This is a genomic window from Paenibacillus sp. 1001270B_150601_E10 (assembly GCF_015558675.1).
Classification (GTDB): domain Bacteria; phylum Bacillota; class Bacilli; order Paenibacillales; family Paenibacillaceae; genus Paenibacillus_B.
On record NZ_JADMOL010000003.1, the window covers coordinates 169,204 to 189,230 of the forward strand.

Consider the following 20,027-nt stretch of genomic DNA (forward strand, 5'->3'; position numbering starts at 1 on the left):
TTGCTATTCTTTCATTGACAATGCGCTTCGCTTCGACTCCTCCCCGTTAACGGAAGTAGTGTAATGGATGAAGCAGATGCCTCATGCCGTACTTTGAAGCATGGGGCACTTCTATTGCATGCTCGACAATAACCCTCAAGGCTTCACGCACTTCATGATCCTGCTCCTGGAACTCACCTATTGCTTCCTCATTACCGAACAAGGACATAAGCATATTATCCGCGACCAGCATAGGACTGTTCCAAGCCCACTGCAAGCATTCCTCGTCAAGCTTAAGCTCATTCTGTTCAAATTCAAAGGTTACCATTCTGGATCTCATATCGTGAAACTTCACAGTCTGGTCCAAGCACGCCTGCCACCAAGATGCACGTTCTGGCTTCTTCCAGTCCTTCTCCTCCATCGCAAAGCGCGCCGCTTGAGCACAACAGGCTGCGGGGGAGCCATCCATCCATGGAAAGTGGAGCTTCTCCATTCTTGGCAGGGCAACGCCTTTGATCAGTGCGTCCCAATCATGCGGTCTAGGGGTGTTGCCTTCCACAAGACACATGCATACCGCCCGCATCGCCTCATATAAAGGCTCTGGGTGAGATTGGCCAAAAGCAATCGTAGGCTCATAAGGCTTATGAGCACGTCTTCTTAGATCCGCTAGGGCAAGCAAGCCATTTGCCCGCAACAGCCAAGAAGGGGTATGAAGCGTCTTATCTAGCAGTGCCTGTTCAATCTCACCGTCCTGACATTGAAGCAGATGCAGCATATAGATCGTCTGAATGGCGGTCTCTTCTTCCTCTTCCAAAAGCGATAGAAGCTGGGACTTATGCTCCTCTATTGCTGCTCTCCATACACTAAAGCGACAGCTCGACTGTACATGTGGAGCTGCAAATACCGGTGCAACGCCAAACAAATGCCGCTCGCCCCATGGGTGAAACTCATGATAAATGGATGGTTGCTCCTTAAAGCTTCGTTGAACGGCTGCAATATCTTGAATAAGCAAGCCATTCATTCTGCACAGGATCTCCGCCTTTGCAATCGACTTGCCGCGAATAAACAACATGTTAAGCAGCGGTTCAATCAAGTATGTAGCCTTGCTCTCACGAGCTTCCTCCATCATGAGATCATCAAAGCATGCATGAGCCGCTTCTGCGGATTGTTCTCTTGTTCCATTCTCCATAATGGTAAAGAGTTCTGGAAGATTCACTGCAAACATATGACCTTCCATAACGATACGATCCGTTATGCCCATTCCTTCAATCCCCCAGCTACGCGCCATGCTGGCGTGGTTTTAATTTCCATTATAATGTCTATGTCCATTGTACGCTATACGATTCAAAAAGTTTTCGCGAGAGCTGTTTCATGCCGCTCTAAAGTGGTGAATAGTAAGTAGCATGACATTCTCCCCTTTTTCATTGATAAACGAAGAAGCAACCCTAGCTGTTACTGACCGGACGGCTAGGGTTGCTTCCGTTTGCAACCATTCCTTTATAGCACCCATCATGATAGGAAAATGCCTCTCTTAAGCTCTTAATCAGAGCAAGGAGGCATTCACCGTTCACCCGTTAAATCAGTCCAATCGAGGACAAGAAGATCAGCACGATGAGAATCGGGGCTAGAAATCTCATTATAAAAGCCCATATCTTTAAGGACTTACGCTTAAGCCCCGTCTCTTCTCCAGCTTGCTTCCACACATAACCTGCAACGAGTGTCACGAATAATCCGCCTAACGGCAGCATGATATTCATCGTGATGAAATCAACCCAGTCAAACAAATTTTTGCCGCCCACCAGCACATCAGACAAGACACCGCCCGCAGCGAGCGTACAAGGAAGGCCTATGACGTACATGAGTAGAACAATTAGGATAGTTGCTTTCGGACGAGTAAGCTTCCATTTTCTCATGACAAAGGCAACCGGCACCTCAATGAGAGCAAGACAAGACGTGATCGCAGCTATGGCAAGCAGGATAAAGAACAAACCTCCGAACAAGCTGCCAAGCGGCATCGAGGCGAATGCGGCAGGCAGTGCTACAAAGACAAGGCCTGGTCCGACATCTGGCTGAATGCCAAAGGTAAAGATCGTCGGGAAAATGATCAAGCCGGCGATAAGGGCATACGCCAGATCCCCCGCTCCAACCGCAAGCGTTGCAGCAGGCAGCGATTGATGCTTCTCTACATATGCACCATACGTAAGCATAGCGCCCATCCCAAGCGATAGCGAGAAGAAGGCAAGACCAAGCGCTGACAAGGCCGATTTGAAGTCAAGCTCTGAAAAGTCCGGGTAAAGAAAATAGCGAATCCCTTCTGCTGCCCCGTCGAGCGTAAGCGTTCTGACAAGCATAATGACTAGGATGATCAAAAGACCGGGAATCACAATCTTGTTGAAGCGCTCAATGCCGCTAGAGATCCCGCGAGCAATAACGAAGCCTGTTATCAGCATCACTACGATCTGCCAAAAGATCGGCGCCATGCTGCCCGTAAATTGATTGAAGGTCGCTGTGTAATCCGCATTCTCATATAGCGCCCCAGTCAACGATTGGACGGTGTAATGAAGCGTCCATCCAGCAATAGTGCTGTAATAGGTCATAATGAGAAAGGCTGCCAGGACGCCGATAAACCCGAATACTCCCCACCACTTCTTGTCCGTAACTTTGGCAAAGGAATGAACGGCATCTCCGCGTCCAGCCCTGCCGATGGCAAGCTCCCCCAAAAGCACAGGAAGACCGACGAGCAGCAAGCAAATCACAAACAGCAGGAAGAAGGCTCCTCCGCCATGAGCGCCTGTCTCATAGGTGAATTTCCACATGTTACCAAGACCGACCGAGCTTCCGATTGCGGCCAGTATAAAACCAGCAGAACTAAAGCGTTCCGGAGAACCCGATTTGCTGGCTGATTGCTCCAATGATTTCTGACTAGACATGTTGTTTTCTTTCCACTCCCCAGTAAATTGGATGTTAAGTTAGGCTTGCTTCTGGCTTGGTGTTTTATAACCTTTTCCGCATAAATATAACACCCATTTTAAACAACGAAGGGGTTCGAGTTCCAAGGTAATTTCTTACTGCTATTCTCCTTCTGCTGGCGTTACTTGTTCATTATCCCCTGAGGTTGTGGATTCCATTTGAAATTGATTGACATACTGCTCAAGGCTGTATACACGCTCATAAAGCTCGTCCATTGTTTGAGAGATCATGCTCATTGCGTCCAGCTGATCCTGCGTCTTATTCGTCACCTCTCGAATATCTTGAGAGGATTGACTCGCTATTATGGATACCTCTCCAGCCGAGGCTGCTACCTCTTCTGATCCTGCACTCAGCTCCTCCGTCGATGCGGATACATTCTCCATCTGCTCCACGATGTGCTTCATCCGCTGTTTGAGCTCCATGAAGGTGTCTCCTGCGGATACCACTGCCTGCTGTCCCGTAAGGACGTGCGCATGAACATCTTTCATCACTTCAACGGTCTGGTTCGTATCTTGCTGGATTTGCTTGATTAGCTCTTCAATATGCTGTGTGGAAATATGAGATTGCTCCGCAAGCTTGCGCACTTCATCTGCCACTACACTGAAACCTCGCCCATGCTCGCCAGCTCGTGCAGCCTCAATGGAAGCATTAATTGCGAGAAGGTTCGTCTGTGAGCTGATGTCCTTGATCATCAATACAATCTTACCGATCGAATCGGAATGGACATGAAGCTGCCGCACCTTCTCCACAGCGGCCTGAACGGAAGCATTCATCACCTCCATCTCATTCATGGCCTGCTGCATCTGGCCCGTTCCGCTCTCCGTATGGTCACTCGCTTCATTAGTGATCTCCATGATGGCGCCTGAGGCATATACAATGTCCTGAATGCCTCTTGCCATTTCCTCCATCGCACGACTCGTTTCTTCCGTGGCCTGCTGCTGCTTGACCGCACCCTGCTCAGCCTGGTGCATCGTTCGAACCGTTTCCTCTGAAGCAGAGTGGGACTTCACCGTATATTCCGCAATACTGCCGATCCCATCGATGAGTTGATCGGTAGCGCCTTTCAAGTGCAGGACGAGCTGACGAAGACCTCCCAGCATCTGATTGTAGCTTGTCGAGATTCGCCCCATCTCATGATGGACAAACCGACGGCTCTCTGCTGTCAAGTCTCCAGCGGCAGCTTGCGCCATTAGTGACCGCAAAGCATCAATCGGCTTTTCAATGGATAGCATAATGCCGTAGCACACCCCTGCACTAAGAAGGAGCAGCAAAACATAGAGGATAATAATAATGAAGCGGCGACCGCCTGCATCATTTGTCAGCTTGTCGTGCATAAGAGAAGCTTGGTCCAAATTATCCTTCTCCAGTTTCTCCATATGGCGAAAGACTACATTTTCAAGCGAGCGGCCTTCCTCATCATACAGCCGTTTAGCTTTCTGAATATGATTGGATTCCATCGATTCAATTAATCGATCAGCAACGTTCTTAAAGGAGGTCAGCGCTGTTTGCATTTCTTCAAGCTGAGGCTTCTGATCATGATGCTCCTCCAAAAATTGAGCATAAGTCTTATCCAGTTGATCCATCTGCTTGCGATAATCATCTCGATGCCAGCTGACCGCTGAAGCATCTTCGGTCTCCAAGATGCGTTCCAAGAACACTGATGCCTGCTTGAAGGATACCATCATCTTCTCTGTAAGCACGACAGACTGCATCTGCTCGTGATAGAGCTCATTCAGGCCACCAATGAGCTTCGTGGATTGGATGTAGGACCCTGCTCCCGTAATGGTAAAACCAAAAACCAAAATCAGCATGAGCGTAATAAACTTAGTCTTAATGGAACGCTGAACCATATAGTCGATTCCCTTATGTATTTGCTTCATATCCGTCATCCTTTCTATGATGTACACGTTCTAGCTGATAAGCTCAATACCCGTTTCAGAATGGTATGAACAAACGAGGATATGTCTTACCTCTACACTTTTTGATCTAACTCCTTTCAATATCATCAGGTCTTTTCACAGATTGTGCACCATTAATCAATGGAATTAATAGGGGGATTCATGCAATCAATCCTCCCCTTCTTCAATGCCTATACGGCAAAAAGGTGCCAGCTTATGCTGACACCAGACTATTCGAAATGATCCTTTTATGCAATGATCTGGATCTTTTAATACGGATACCAAAAGCGTCCAAAGCCGCTTAATCTAATCGCTATTGCCGCAACAATGGCTGCAACACTAAGCAAAGCAATCACATAATCTGCACGACGCCACGTCGTCGAAGAATACCATGTACGCTTCCGATGACGTCCGAAGCCTCTTAGATCCATCGCATTCGATACCACCTCGATACGGTGGAGGGAGGACTGAACCAATGGGATTGCAATGGAAATAAAGTGCTTCACCCGATCGCCAATGCTTCCTTCTCCCTTGCCAAAGCCCATGCCTCTCGCCTGCATCGCATTGGAGATATTCCGAAACTCTGCTTGCAAATCGGGCACATAGCGAAATGCGATGTTGAATGCATAAGCTATCTTGTATGGAACGCCAATGCGGTTCAAACTGCTCGCAAATCGAGTAGGGTGTGTCGTGAAGATGAACAGCACCGTGATCGGCATGAGCGACATGTATTTCATCGTTAAGGTCAGCACATAAAAAATCGTCTCCAGCGTAAGAACATTGTAGCCAAGGTCCATGACAACCGTGGTTGTACCTGTCACTTCACTGCCGTACGACGGCGTTATCAATAGCGTAAAGATCGAGTTAAACAGATTGAACACGATCATAACCCACACTAACAACCGAATCCGTTTATAAGGAATCTGCGCGGTAAACAACAAAATAAGACCAGCAAAAAATAACGGAACAAACACTCTTAAGTCTTGGAATAAAAATACAATGACCGTCCATACCGCAAACACGATCAGCTTGGCCGCTCCGTCCATGCGATGGAACAGCGTGTCCTTGTCCACATACAGCATTCCTGACTTGCTCATGTACGTCTTCCCTTCCTTTCATGCTGAATAAATCGACGTACGAAAGCTTCAGGAGCTTGTAGACCTGCTTCCCGCGCAAGAATCCCTAAGGATGTTTCCTTCAGGTTGGCCCGTTGAATCGCCTCTAGATTCGTTAGCACGGATGAGGTATCCCCTTCTGCAATACAAGTCCCGTCATGCAGCACGAAGGCACGGTCGGTATACTCCAAGGCAAGATGCATGTCATGTGTGATGAACATGAACGACATCCCTCTGTCCGCCAAGGACACGATAAAGTCCATAAACTCTGTATAGTGCTTATAATCCTGACCGGCAGTAGGCTCATCCAGAATCATAAGCTCAGGCTCCATGGCAAGAATGGAAGCAATCGTCACTCGCTTTTTCTGTCCATAGCTTAGAGCCGAGATAGGCCAATTCCGATAACCGTATAAGCCGCAAATACGCAGCGTGTCCTCCACCTTCGCTCGCACCACATCTTGAGGCATTCCCTTCATGCGAAGGCCAAGGCCGATCTCATCGGCAATCATCTGCTGCGTAATCATATGATTGGGATTCTGCATCACATAACCGATGTGCTTGCCTCTTCGCCTAATCGACCATTTGTTAATGCGCTCATCACGAAAATAGATTTCGCCAGCGCTTGGCTTCACGATGCCTGTCAAGAGATGCGAAAGCGTAGACTTGCCTGCACCGTTGTTGCCGAGCAGTGCAATGCGTTCACCTTGACCAATCTCAAGCGTGATCCCGCGTATGACCTCCTCTTCCCCGTCATAGGAAAAGCGGACATCCTGCATAGAGATCAATGGCGACGGATGAGTATCATCCGTCTTATGATCAGCGGTATCAAGCCATGTATCGAGCTTGTCCTTGATTGCCATGCGCTGACTTAGTCCTTCTAGTTCAGAAGGACGGTCTTCAGGCTGAAGGTGGACGCCTGCATATTTAAGAGCCGAAATATAAAGCGGCTCACGAAGGCCGTACTCCTGCATAACGGACGATGACAACAGCTCGTCCGGTGTGCCAATTGCTGCAATTCGTCCTTCCGACATGACGATAATGCGGTCAATCGGCTGCTCCAGCACATCTTCCACTCGATGCTCTATAATGATCATCGTCTGATTGTGCTGCTGATGGAGTTCTTCCATCAGCTCCATCGCATGCTTGCCGCTAGCCGGGTCAAGATTCGCGAGCGGCTCATCAAAGAGCAGCACGTCCACGTCCATAGATAGAACGCCTGCAAGAGATACGCGCTGCTTCTGCCCACCTGATAGATCATGCGGACTATGATCGACAAAGTCCAGCATGTCGACAATCTCCAGCGCAGAGACAACACGCTCTTTCATCTCAGACGTAGGCATGCATTCGTTTTCATAAGCAAACGCAACATCCTCGCCTACCGACAATCCGATAAACTGCCCGTCTTGATCCTGTAGGATCGTGCCGACACTCTGACTAATCTCAAAGATGCTCAGCTCGTCAGGACGCTTGCCCTTCAGTTGATACTCCCCTGTAATCGTTCCTGTATACGTAAATGGAATTAGCCCATTGATGCAATGGGCTAGAGTAGACTTGCCGGAACCGCTCGGACCAGCAATCAAGATCTTTTCCCCTGGGAAAAGTTCGAGATTGATGTCCTTTAACGTGGGCTCCGACAAGCTGCGATATTGGAACGAGAAGTTTTTAAACGAAATAATCGGTTCAGTCATGTTCTTTCTCATCGCTCCTATCTACTTGCAGTCCAAACTGTTAACCCTTTATTTCAACACTTTCAAATTTGAATTTTTACGATTGCGGCTGATTAACCCCGCCACTGCTGGAACACCAAGCACGAGATGCACAACAACGTTAGCTCCTGTTGCCCAAAGGAACTGTGCAAGCATCTTCACTGGCGGCTCTCCATACAAATAAATATCAAGAATACTGGATACGCCATAGCCAATAGCCATGGCAAGAGAACCTGCGATCCCCAAGAACCACAGATCAGAGCTCTTTGATCGCCCTTCATTTACATTGAACGAAGCCTTCATATACACAAGACCCATCCCAAGTCCAGAAAGCGCAGATCCAGCTACCCATGTCCACCAAATCGTACCGCCACCCCAGATGAGGTCGGTAATAATATGTCCGATTGCACCGCTCAAGAGCCCCACGACAGGACCAAACATCGCACCGAAAATAGTCAGGATCGCGATGGCTGGACGAAGGGCGGTTTGCGTAAATACCGGAATCGAAATGCTTCCAAGAAGGCCGTATAAGGCCGCGCCGATGCCGATCGCAACGACCGTCTTCGTTGAAAAGTTAATTTTAGAATTAGACATGAACGTCATCTCCCCCCTATAAATCCGAACGTTCTAGCATGGTTAGGATTATAATATACAGATAATATAATCGTTTTTCCATACTATGGATACAGGTTTTATTTTACATATTTACTTAAAAACAAACGCTTTCTACTATAACTAGTATAAAATCATTGTTTTCATACCTAATTAATGAGGATTTGTCCAAAAAAGAAACTGTTCTAGGAACAGCCTCGATCATTTATCCATCCGTAAAATCAAAATGGACCAGTGTCATCTTCATTTTTAATAATGATCTGACCATCGGTTAAATCTTGATTAACCGCTTGGTCTGCTGCAATTCGCGAATCGTTCGAGCACCAACTCCGAACATTGCAATGCGAAGCTCAAGCTCCACCTGCTTCAGCACATCATTAACCTCTTCCTCAGACGATACGGCTGCTTGAAGCAATGAGCGCCCGAAGCCAACCGCATCGGCTCCAAGAGCAATAGACTTCGCTGCATCCACGCCATGGCGAATGCCACCGCTTGCAACCACTTTAAGGTCAGGCAGCTCTTGTCTAACTGCTTGTACACTGACCGCCGTAGGAATGCCCCAATCCGCAAAGGCTTCTGCCGCACGACGCTGCACGGCATGATGGCTGCGAAACTTCTCCACTTGGCTCCACGAGGTTCCTCCCGCTCCGGCAACATCAATAAAGGATACGCCTGCATCCGCCAGCTGTCTTGCTGTGTCGCCTGCGATGCCCCAGCCCACTTCTTTTACGCCGACTGGTACGGATAGCTTGCGGCATACTTCTTCTATTTTAAAAAGGAGCTGACTAAAGTTCACATCCCCTTCAGGCTGGAATACTTCCTGCAGCGCATTAAGATGAAGGATAAGGGCGTTCGCCTCTACAATATCTACCGCCTGCTCGCACTCCTTTACTCCCATTCCCATATTCAGCTGCACCGCGCCAATGTTCGCGAATAACGGAATCGTCGGCGCGACATTTCTTAGTTTGAAAGTAGAGGCGAGCGACGGGTTCTCAACAGCAGCTCTAACAGAGCCTACCCCCATGGCCCAGCCTCGTTCCTCTGCAATAGCAGCTAGTCTGAGGTTGATTCGATCCGTCCCTTCGCTGCCGCCTGTCATGGAGCTAACCAGAAATGGGGTATCTACAGGAATACCAAACCATGAACTGCTAATATCAATCTCTTGAAAATCAAGCTCCGGCAAGGCCTGATGCATAAATCGATAACGCTCCAGCCCTGTCGTAATTCCTGCAGCCTGTACGGTTTCTTCTAGGCAAATGCGAATATGGTCCGCTTTGCGTCGTTCGATCTGTCCCAACGCTTCTTCATGGGATGGGTTCGTCCCTTCATGCTGCGGCATCCTGCAACTCTCCTTTCTGCTGCGAAATCATCTATTCCTATCGTTAACCGATATACAGTGAATCAATCCCGCTATCGGCCCAGGCTCTCGTACTGCAAACAAAAATTCATCTTATTTCCTTTTTATATCTCAGCATAGCATATCATAAGTGCATGATTGAAACGAACCATTGTTTGAAAATTTTGCGATAATGGAAAGGCTCCAAAAGCTGTGATGGAAATGACTCAATCTCCTCAAGGCTATTACATATCTAAAGACGACAAGTCGTGAACAGCATTCATTTTCACGTTCTCAATGAGCCTATATAAACTAAATGAGCCTATAAGCCAACAAAAAAACTGCCCTACCGGATCTTCATCCTCCTTCAAGGGCAGCCTTTCTGCTTTTACTGTATATCTATTTCATATAAAAATAACTAAGATGATATCCTTACGCCTTATGCCACAAGCTTCACTTGCATCTTTAGGATGTTGAAGACTCCTGCTGCTTGCCGAAAATTTCTTTCTTCAGGCGCTTGCCTGTCGGTGTTGCTGCAAGGCCACCAAGCGCCGTCTCGCGAAGCGCAGTAGGCATCGTCTGCCCAATGCGGAACATCGCCTCGATCACTTCATCACAAGGAATCGTGCTTGTGATGCCGGCCAGGGCCATATCGGCTGCGACCATCGCTACCGCGGCTCCCATCGCATTCCGCTTCACGCAAGGTACTTCCACCAAACCTGCTACGGGATCGCATACGAGCCCTAACAGATTCTTTAAGGCGATCGCCATCGCATGGGCGGATTGCTCCGACGTTCCTCCAGCCAGCGCTACGATCGCAGCGGCTGCCATTCCTGCAGCCGAGCCTACCTCTGCTTGGCAGCCACCGGCTGCCCCGCTAATGGAGGCATTGTTCGCTACGACGAAGCCGAAGGCTCCAGATGTGAATAGATAATCAATCATCTGGTCGCGTGTCGGGTTCAGCTTATCGCGAAGCCCAAACAATGCCCCCGGTACAACGCCAGCTGACCCTGCAGTTGGTGTTGCACAGATCATTCCCATCGCCGCATTGACTTCATTGGTTGCCACTGCTTTGCTCACCGCATCCAGAATGGTGTCTCCGCTTAATCCTTTTCCCTGAGCAATATAATGATGAAGCTTCACGGCATCGCCGCCTGTCAGCCCTGAATGAGACTTCACCCCCTGCAAACCACGCTCAACCGCCTGCTCCATTACATCAAGATTACGGCCCATCTGCTCGCGAATCTGTTCGCGGCTCCGCCCTGTCACCTTGATCTCCTGTTCGATCATAATTTCGGCAATCGAACAGTTTTTCTCCTCCGCCAGCGCCACTAATTCTGCTACGTTCCGAAACATGTAAGCGCTCCCTCCTTTATTCGCGACCTATGTCCAATTGCACAGGTCCTTTATCCACTAACGTTCTATATCTAAGCCCAAACCTTCAGGAGGCTAGACTCATTAGTCTTCCATTCGAAGCACGCGCTCTACGCCTGGCAGAACACGAATTTCGGCTAAGATCGATTCATCCATCGTCTCATCGGTCTCAATGACCATGAGCGCCATTTTTCCTTTTTCCTTACGAGAAACACGCATGTTGCCGATGTTGACCTTCTCCTTGCTGAGAATCTCCGTTACGCTAGCGATAACACCATATCGATCATGATTCACGACAAGAATTGCTGGGCTCTGCCCGGACAGATTAAGCTGGAAGCCATTCAGCTCACAGATCTCCACCTTGCCTCCGCCGATCGAAATGCCAACAACCTCCATCTCATCTGCCCCATCCATCATGCGGATTCGAGCCGTGTTAGGATGCTCTGGAACCGCCTCTTCGGTTGTAATTTCGATCTCGACTCCTGCTTCCTCCGCGTACTTCGGAGCTTCAGGAAGTCTCGGATCATTCGTATCATAATCCAGCAAGCCAGCGATCAAAGCGACATCCGTCGCATGCCCTTTGTAGGTCTCAGCGAAGGAGCCATATAAAGAAATGTGCACCTTTTTCGGCTGACGACCGAAGATGCTGCGTGCAAGACGGCCAATCTTCGCCGCTCCTGCCGTATGCGAGCTCGAGGGCCCCACCATGATTGGCCCGATAATATCGAATACACTGCGGTATTTCATCCGCTCCGCCCCCATCCTAAATCATTCCAAGTCGCTTAACTCGCTCTTCCTATTGTACGCCAGAAAGTGTCCACTTACCAAAGACATATTTAAGTAAAGCATGCGAAATTATTAATGGAAAGTCAAGACTCTAACCACCTATTTTATGCATGAAAAAGAAGACAACTGCCCATCTGAACAAATGGACAGTTGTCTTCCATATGGAGACAAATTATTTTCGCATATCAACACATTCTTAGAGCAATGGAGATAGTAGCCTCGCTGCCGACTCCAGGAATCGAATGCGGATCTTTCTCTTCAGAAACTGTTCTTCTTGGATGCGCGTTGCCGATTGGAGATCTCGTTCAAAGTCCTGAATCAGGCGATCCACACTTTCCGTTCGAACCAGAAGAGCGTTTACCTCGAAGTTCAAATAGAAGCTGCGCATATCCATATTAGTTGTACCTATGGTTGCCATCTCCCCATCAACGATAACGAGCTTGGAGTGAAGAAAGCCTTTTTCATACTCATAAATCTTAACACCTGCCTCAATAAGCCCAGGGAAGTACGAATGAGAGGCGAGAAAAGGAATCCACTTGTCCGGCTTCGCAGGGAACAGCAGCTTGACCTCGATTCCCGAAAGAGCCGCAACCTTCAATGCTGTAAAGATATCCTCATCGGGAATAAAATAAGGCGTCGCAATCCAAATCGATTCCTTAGCAGAGGTCAGCATGGAGAAAAATAAATTTTTCATCGTCTGAAACTCTTGATCAGGGCCGCTTGGAATCATCTGTACAGCGCCCTTATGCTCGCGGTCAGGCGCAATGCTTACAAAGTAACGTGAGCCAATCACATGCTCCTTAGTCAGGTAGCGCCAATCCTGCAAAAAGATCATTTGCAGAGTCTGAACGGCCTCCCCGCGAACAAGCATATGTGTATCTCGCCAAAAGCCATACGTTTTACTCCGGCTTAAATATTCATCTCCGACATTAAGTCCACCCATGAAGGCGATGGAACCATCGACAATGACAATTTTACGATGATTGCGGTAATTGACCCGGTTAGAGAACATACGAAGCTTCACAGGACCAAATGCAGCAACCTTCACGCCTGCGTTCCGCATCTCCTCTAGAAACGGCTTTTTCAAGTGAAGGCTCCCTACGGCATCATACATAAAGCGAACTTCAACCCCAGCGCGGGCTTTATCAATCAAAATGCGCTGAATGTCTCTGCCAATCTCATCATCGCGGTAAATGTAATATTCCATATGAATATGATGCTTTGCTTTTTTCAGTTCGTTTAACAGCGCAGAGAACGTCTCCTGACCATTCGTGAGCACCACCGTTTCCGAGTTGAAGGTCACCGGACAACGGCTCATACGCTGAGTGAGTTGAAACATTAAATGCTGATCATCGGTATAGGATGCAAGCTCGGGATGAACCGGCACTTGCTCCTTGCTTACAAAAGCGTAGCTGAACTTGTCGCGCCGCTTCTTCTTATCGAAGGACCGACGCTTGTAGTAGTTCTGACCGAATAAAATATAGAAAATAAAGCCTGCCACTGGCACGAGGGCAAGGACAAGCATCCATGCCATTGTGCTGGATGGGTGCCTATTTTCCATAAAAATAATGATTGCAATCGTAACCACAGCAAGGCTCGTCATCACACTTAAGACTCCGGTAATAGACTTGCCAAACGTATCGTTTACGTAGTAACCGAGAAACAAGAGCAAGATAACAAAGATGCTAACTTGGACCGCTCTTCTCATAATTGTTTTCCTCTCTCCCCTAGAACTTTGTGACTGTGAGGTTGTTCAAACCATGTGTTGAACTGTATTGTATAGACGCGCGTTCTCTTTATATAGCGTCCTTGCTTGTTTTTCGGTTCGTATATATCCTTGCCCGAATGTTGATTCTATTACCAAAGCCATATGGCTTTTTGATGCGGTTTTACTGGAGCTTAAGGGTTTAATACCCATTAGACCCTCATTTGAAGCGACTTCCCTTCGACATATCTGTATGAAAATAACAGAAACGCCTCCACACCGATGAAGGTGAAAGCGTTCCTGATAAATCGGAAATTCTCCGATACAAATTGTACAGTATGACTGCTACAATACGATTCCATTGAACAGACTAAGCTTGGTCCTTAATGGTATATTTTTTATTCTGTGCTTGAATGACTGTCCCTGCCTTGAGCTCTGTCTTGTCTGTCAAGAGCAGTCTAACGATAAAAGGTCCTGTCTCCACATTCTCTTTATCTTGCGGTGACTCTGTGTCCGTGCGATTAGTGTCGTTTTGGGATTCTTCGCTGCTTGTCACATCTTGCGTCCCCGTTGTATCAGGTGCCTCTGTCTGATCGGAAGGATCATTCTTATCCTCGGTTCCATCCGTTTGATTGGCATCCGTATCCTTAGGATCGGCCTGATTCAAAGATGGCTCGCGCTTCAATATCGATAAGGTCTCCTGTGCAGGACCTGGATTCACAATAATCGATTCTGGAATAAATCCGTCTGCTTCTGACTTGCTTGAAAAGGAAAACGTGAGTGCTGTGACTTCTTTCTCGGCTCCATCCACTGGCGTACGGATAACGGCTGCCGTTACTGGCGTCGCAGACAGCTCAGGTTCTGGCTTCACGTTTACAGGCTTGTTGATCTCTTCCTCAGCTGGCGGCTTTGCTTCTGTTCCACCACCCATAATACCCGTTGCTTGAAGGGTAAATATCGCTCCTGCGACAATGACCACAATAAAGCCCAGACTCCATAATGCCTTCTTATTGCGAGACAGCATTCTCATCAGTGGAGAAGACAGTTCCGCCTTTGCTTTATTATACACGGGCGTCAAAGCTGTACCCGCTTCAAAATAATGCTTGCGGTACGCTCTGTGTTTAAATGCATCCCTATCGTATTTTTTAAAATAATGAACAAGCGCAGCTGCATAGGCAGGAGACGGCTTCTTCGAACGCACGAAGTCGTGATGCTGCTCCGACCAACGGAAGAAGTCGTAGATCATCTCTTTATTATTTGCGTGCTGGTGCAGGTATTGGAGCAGAGCCCCATACTCAACCTGTCTTGACTCCGTATCGCGATAGAAGGCAAGGACCATCCTTGGGAATTGGGCCTCGCCAAGCTCCTGCGAGAGCAAGCGCTGACCAATTCGCTGGGCATCCTCCAGCTCCTCCTGGGACAAGCGATCAAAGATATTCACGTCTGGTGAAGCCGTGCTGAGCCATTCATGCAAAGCCACCATCTTCTCTGCCTTAGACTGGATGTCGTCCTCAAAGCGGCGAACCCACTGCAGGAACTGCTTGGGCTGCTTCAAGAATCCGATCTGAAGCAGATCTGCTTTCTTGATCGTATGAAGATCAGACTCAAAGAGCAAGAAGCAGTTCACGGCATAGATGAGCGTGTCCATAAGCTCAGATTCAGCAAGCTCGATTTCCTCGGCACGGCTTCGTGGCAGTCGATGGAGCTGCTCCAGAATCGCATTTGCAATCTTAAGCGGCTCAGCTTCCTTGCGGAGCTTCTGAAGAACGGCATCCTGCGCCAAGGTGCGGAAGGAAGCCAGCTTAAGCACTTGGTTATGCTTGCTCCCCCATTCACATACGAAGTCGATCACATCTCCAGCTCGCGGGGCGTCATGGAACTGCTTCGTCACATACGGATCAAATAAGGTCTCTGACAGGCCGCGGTTCAATACCGTGTCAAAAAACGCCAAGCTTAACGCCTGATGACTCACTAACACATGGTAATATCGATCTGCCCTAGCTTGATCTCCGCTCACCATCGCCTGATGGATGGAATGGATAAACAGCGGCACGAGCTGTGTCTTGCCGCGCTCGTAGGCGTCAGCTAGATTCCAATAGTCCTTAAAGCAATCCAGCAGCTCGGGCTCTGGCTGTCCCCCACGCTTTACCTCCTCCAATTCACTGTCGAGCAGCTTAAGGAAAAGCGTATGTAAGCGCTGCTTGGTAGGGGTCATCTCCCCTTGGCTCATATGAGCAAGCAATGCTCGGAGAATCGGAAGCTTGTGCTCCATATAATGATGCTGCTCCCCTTGCTCCAGCTGATAGAAGATGCACAGCTCATGGTAGCTAAGGATCGCAATCTGCTTATGCAGGTCGGTACCTGCCAGCAGTTGGTCTGCATATCGATAGAAGGTGTCCATTCCATCTGGATCCGTCAGATGCTTCCAAGCAAAGTCGAGATAAGGCTGATTCTCGAGTTCAATATCCAGGTTCGTCGTTTTTCCTGTTACCAGGTCGAAGGTGAATTCCCGTTCGATATTGCGATCATTCGAACGAAGGCTTCCTTTCTCGACGAACATGATATGAATGCCTTTCTTGCTCTCCGGCTCTTTGCTGTAGGTCATATACCCAAGCATGCGTCGATAAGCATAAGGAAGGCTTTGATACACGAGCTCGAGCAGCAAGGCTGCGCTCTTAGAGATGTCCTGAATCGGAACATCCAAGGCTACGTATACCTTCTTCCGTCCTGTCGCAGCATTCATAATGGCAAACAGCAGCTGTTTGTACATCCGCTCGTCCATCTTCAATGCGGACAACAGCTCCACAGGTTCGATCTGTGTCACTTGACGAGTCGGAATCTCGCTTAGCTGAGGAAGCCCTGTTCCTTCTTCTACATCATAGTGATCCGCATACGCAGCATGAAGCCACCTGCGATAATCTGTGACAGCTTCCTCGCTCCGCTCTGGCGGAACCACGTAATGATGGGTAAAGAAGGCGCTGCGAAGACCGGTAAAGTCTTGAACCTGATAGATGCTGCGGCCAAGGATAAAGGCTCCCTGTTCCGTATGATACAGGTGAATCGATTCCGGGTATTGGCTGCCGTCCTTCTCGCCTGCAGCCGTAAGCTCCGCAGGCGCATCGTACACGCAGAACGGATGCAGCACCTTTTTCACAAAATTAGGGTCCAGTCCCTTGGATATCGCAATCGTATCGTAACCTTCATTGGATCGGAAGATACCGCGCCGCTCTCTTGTATACATCTGCTGTTCAATCCATGCTGAGGATGATGGGCGCATGATCAATCTCTCCCCTCAATATACTGAAGCTGGTATAGAAGCCAGATGAACGGCTCATCAACACGAATCGGACTCACAACACCTTGAAGCTTCTGGTTCACCGGATTACTGCCAAGCGCAGATACCGCAAAGTACGCTGCATTGGAGAAGTATACGTCCATCGTTCCTTTGAATGGCCGATCCACCTTCTCAATAAACCGTCGAACCTCGCCATCAATATTTTCAAACTCACTTAAGTTAAAATACTTTTCATGCACAACATTGTTGAAAATGTTGCTGTTTGGTTTAATATAATCGCCGTCTTCTTCCTTCAGGAAGTTCAGCATATCGCTCTTTGTGAGCACAACAGCCGTTGGAATATCCGTCTTGCCGTTATCCTCATAGGCAATAAAGTCGCCAAAGAGCGTAAGTACAACATCACGCGGCTCATCATATTGAGGCGTCCATTCGCCAGGCTGATCGCCATACTTGATACGAATCTTCTCACGAATGGAACGGATCTGCACGGGATCAATCATAAATAAGATACCAGCAGAGTTTTTAATATGCTGTCCATGAAGACCTAGATAGTCCTGATCCACCATGCCTTCGCCCGCTACATCAAAGAAGACAAGCGTAAGCGGCGGCTTGGATTCATCCCGGAATACAAATTGGAATATAAATGGCTCCTGCATCTTCTCCTTCTGGGTCGATGCGAGCAGATCTCCGCGTTCGAATAAAGGCTCCTCATACATCGTGCGGAACTTGCGGCTGATCTCCGTCGTAAGCGGCATGCAGGCTGCATCGAATCGATCCGCAGTCATATGCTGGAGCGTATGAATAAGCGACGTCATGTAGACAGACTTCCCTACCTGTGAAGCCCCTACAATGGAAATGATATTGCTTGGCACCTTGCCTGCCGTAACAGGAAGCTCATTGTGGCAATGCGGGCAAAGGCGCTTCCTTGTTGTCACCCCATAGCGATCGTGAAGCGCAACAAGCACATGATCGGAGTAAATACGATGCTCCTCAGGTATGTCCTGAGGATAAAGAACGGCTTCCATCTCATACACCGTATCCAAGCCAAACCGATCGCGATATCGGTTTAGCGCCTCGTCCTCTTGCAGCGCATAATCCTCATCATCTTCCCGTGAGTGGGCCGCACGGAATACGACCTCCTCTGGAGAGAACTTATTGAAGCAGTATGGACATACAATATCGTAAAATAAAGGCTTAGGCGCCTCATCCTTCTTTCGTTTGAACAGATCAAAAAGTCCCACCATAATCCCTCCTTATTCCGGTATCATCTCATAGAGCTGTCCGTAATGGCGGCCATCTGTAAAGAAGAGACGAATCATCTCGTCCTTCCCAATCTCTATTGCTGGAAGCACGGTACGTCCCGGCGCAAAGTCCTCAACAAAGGGATATACCGTACCATCCTCTACACGAGCGGGAGGCCCGCCTTGTTTTTTCACATAGCAAAGAATTTCTTTGGCAAGCGGAACCTCGCTCATGACTTGGATGTGGACCGTCTTATGCTTTTTGAATAAGCCTGACTTATATTGAATCGAATAGTAAATCTTCGCCTTCGCTCCCCGAACGGTATGCTGATTGCTGCCGTCGGTCTGTCGATACAGCACGGCCTCTCCATGAAGCTGCTCTGTGACATATACCGTATAGCGAATCGCGCCGATCTCATCGAGTCGATCATGATAGCCGTTATTGGCTTTATACTCATCCTTCGTGTAGAGCTTCATGCCCTGAGCAGACTGCGGCTCCACATCAGGAGAGTCCGCTCTTGTCTTATGAATATATACAGCCTGCACCTCCGCCGGCCACAGCCATTGGAGTGTACAGCGGTTATCCTTGACTTGGCCTGTCAGCCCTCGAATCAAACGGGATGGTGTATCTTGGTCGTCTATTCTCATCTTCATGCGCCCCCTACTTGTTGAATCCTCTGCTAGTCCGATCAGACTTTGGCTGATCAAAGGCTTGACCAGCATCTGTACGGACAGGGCGTGACGAGCGAGAATAGGATCTTGCTCCATGCTCCTGGATTGGAACGATGAGCGTAAATAGGGTCGTCACGAGCGCCAGGATTAGAGCTGCGATGAGACGTACGATGCCATCGAGCCATGTTGAGCCGGACAGCCCAAACTCCAGCACACAGCCAGCAAGAAGCCCTGCGGCTGCTCCGCCTATGGCAAAGCTTTTCGCCAGATATCGGTTATCGAAAACGATGCCAAGTGCTATCCCGATTGCTGCTCCAATGATCGTGATCGCGAGGATGCGCATAATCATGTAGAGGCTGCTGCCTTCAAGCGACCCGGTTCTCTCTGTTAAGAGCGTACGATCGCCGACCGTATTATAGATCTGCTGGAAGACAAGCGAGATATCCTTCGCCTCTTCCACGTCGTAATATTGGCCATTCGTGCGATTCGCAATGGTTTCGAGCAGCTGCGTGCCCGATGGATCCACTAAACTTAATCCCACTGTATGAATGGCAATATGTTGATCGATGTAGTCGCGAAGCGTCTTATCCACATTCACATCGCTAACACCGTCCGATAGCAGGATCACTAGCGTGCCTTTGGTGCTTTCCTCTCGGATGAGCTGCATCGCTTGATTAAGCGCTCCTTCAATGTTGGTTCCATCATCTGTAGGTGCGAGACTATCGATTTTTTCATAGATAGCTAGCTTAGCGTCCTGATCGCTAACCTTGACGAAGGGCTGAATCACTTCAGCCTCATTGCCAAATGCAACGACAGATACCTGCTTTGCGGAATCCATTTGTCCGATCAGACTCTTTGCCGCCGCATATCGGGCATTATCTGGATCTGTCTGCTGCATGCTGCCTGAATTATCGATGACAAACACAATATTTCTAACTTGACGCTGGCTTCCCATGTCGACTTCATAGAGAAATTCCAGCGCTGCTCCAACGACTAGAAGGAGTACAAGCGTCGCTGGAATCCATAGCTTCCACGAAGTGCCCATATACATCTGGCGCCACGACGCACCATTAAGCTTGGGTGAGATCATCTCCGCTAACAAGCAGCCAAGCCCGATGCATAGAGCTAATACCCCAAAATACAAGCCTATATTTAATATGTGAGGTGTCTTGCCTTCTAGCTGATGAAGGAGAATCTCTCCAAGCACAAATCCTAACGCCCCACCAAGCAAGCTGAACAGCACAAGAAGACCATTGATTTTCCGCTGCATAAGCTCGCCTCCTTTCTCCCCTTGAACAAGTATAAAAATGTCTATCTATATGGATTCTAACAGGTTGT

General features: G+C 48.5%; 14 protein-coding genes. All 14 read right to left on the bottom strand.

The window, feature by feature from the left end:
- Positions 1–46: 46 nt before the first annotated feature.
- The 14 genes from I2H74_RS09485 to I2H74_RS09550 all read right to left on the bottom strand — a co-directional run bounded on the left by I2H74_RS09485 (position 47) and on the right by I2H74_RS09550 (position 19,959).
- Positions 47–1,240, bottom strand: coding sequence for a hypothetical protein (locus I2H74_RS09485; protein WP_229106537.1), 1,194 nt, complete (start codon positions 1,238–1,240; stop codon positions 47–49).
- A 313-nt stretch (positions 1,241–1,553) separates the two neighbouring features.
- Positions 1,554–2,909, bottom strand: coding sequence for a sodium-dependent transporter (locus tag I2H74_RS09490; protein WP_195573721.1), 1,356 nt, complete (start codon positions 2,907–2,909; stop codon positions 1,554–1,556).
- A gap of 141 nt (positions 2,910–3,050) precedes the next feature.
- On the bottom strand, positions 3,051–4,829 hold the full coding sequence (locus I2H74_RS09495) for a methyl-accepting chemotaxis protein (RefSeq protein WP_195573722.1): 1,779 nt from the start codon (positions 4,827–4,829) through the stop codon (positions 3,051–3,053).
- A 287-nt stretch (positions 4,830–5,116) separates the two neighbouring features.
- Positions 5,117–5,944 carry an energy-coupling factor transporter transmembrane component T family protein gene (locus I2H74_RS09500; RefSeq protein ID WP_195573723.1) on the bottom strand — a complete coding sequence of 276 codons (828 nt, stop codon included), beginning with the start codon at positions 5,942–5,944 and terminating at the stop codon, positions 5,117–5,119.
- Positions 5,941–7,650 (bottom strand): ABC transporter ATP-binding protein, encoded by a 1,710-nt coding sequence (locus tag I2H74_RS09505; protein ID WP_195573724.1) that lies wholly within the window; start codon positions 7,648–7,650, stop codon positions 5,941–5,943. The genes I2H74_RS09500 and I2H74_RS09505 overlap by 4 nt, the downstream gene beginning before the upstream one ends.
- Before the next feature lie 48 nt (positions 7,651–7,698).
- Positions 7,699–8,262: an ECF-type riboflavin transporter substrate-binding protein gene (locus I2H74_RS09510; RefSeq protein ID WP_195573725.1), complete on the bottom strand. Its 564-nt coding sequence runs from the start codon at positions 8,260–8,262 to the stop codon at positions 7,699–7,701.
- Between the two features lie 289 nt (positions 8,263–8,551).
- On the bottom strand, positions 8,552–9,619 hold the full coding sequence (gene fni / locus I2H74_RS09515; protein ID WP_195573726.1) for a type 2 isopentenyl-diphosphate Delta-isomerase: 1,068 nt from the start codon (positions 9,617–9,619) through the stop codon (positions 8,552–8,554).
- A 462-nt stretch (positions 9,620–10,081) separates the two neighbouring features.
- Positions 10,082–10,972: an L-serine ammonia-lyase, iron-sulfur-dependent, subunit alpha gene (gene sdaAA / locus I2H74_RS09520; RefSeq protein WP_195573727.1), complete on the bottom strand. Its 891-nt coding sequence runs from the start codon at positions 10,970–10,972 to the stop codon at positions 10,082–10,084.
- 102 nt (positions 10,973–11,074) lie between these two features.
- Positions 11,075–11,737 carry an L-serine ammonia-lyase, iron-sulfur-dependent subunit beta gene (gene sdaAB / locus I2H74_RS09525; protein ID WP_195573728.1) on the bottom strand — a complete coding sequence of 221 codons (663 nt, stop codon included), beginning with the start codon at positions 11,735–11,737 and terminating at the stop codon, positions 11,075–11,077.
- Positions 11,738–11,972: 235 nt separating this feature from the next.
- Positions 11,973–13,484, bottom strand: a complete 1,512-nt coding sequence (gene cls / locus I2H74_RS09530) for a cardiolipin synthase (protein ID WP_195573729.1) — start codon at positions 13,482–13,484, stop codon at positions 11,973–11,975.
- Between the two features lie 367 nt (positions 13,485–13,851).
- Positions 13,852–16,758, bottom strand: a complete 2,907-nt coding sequence (locus I2H74_RS09535; RefSeq protein ID WP_195573730.1) for a glycosyltransferase — start codon at positions 16,756–16,758, stop codon at positions 13,852–13,854.
- Between the two features lie 2 nt (positions 16,759–16,760).
- Positions 16,761–18,020 (bottom strand): TRAFAC clade GTPase domain-containing protein, encoded by a 1,260-nt coding sequence (locus I2H74_RS09540; protein WP_195573731.1) that lies wholly within the window; start codon positions 18,018–18,020, stop codon positions 16,761–16,763.
- A gap of 9 nt (positions 18,021–18,029) precedes the next feature.
- Positions 18,030–18,665: a beta-mannanase gene (locus tag I2H74_RS09545; protein WP_195573732.1), complete on the bottom strand. Its 636-nt coding sequence runs from the start codon at positions 18,663–18,665 to the stop codon at positions 18,030–18,032.
- A 13-nt stretch (positions 18,666–18,678) separates the two neighbouring features.
- On the bottom strand, positions 18,679–19,959 hold the full coding sequence (locus tag I2H74_RS09550; RefSeq protein ID WP_195573733.1) for a vWA domain-containing protein: 1,281 nt from the start codon (positions 19,957–19,959) through the stop codon (positions 18,679–18,681).
- Positions 19,960–20,027: the final 68 nt, after the last annotated feature.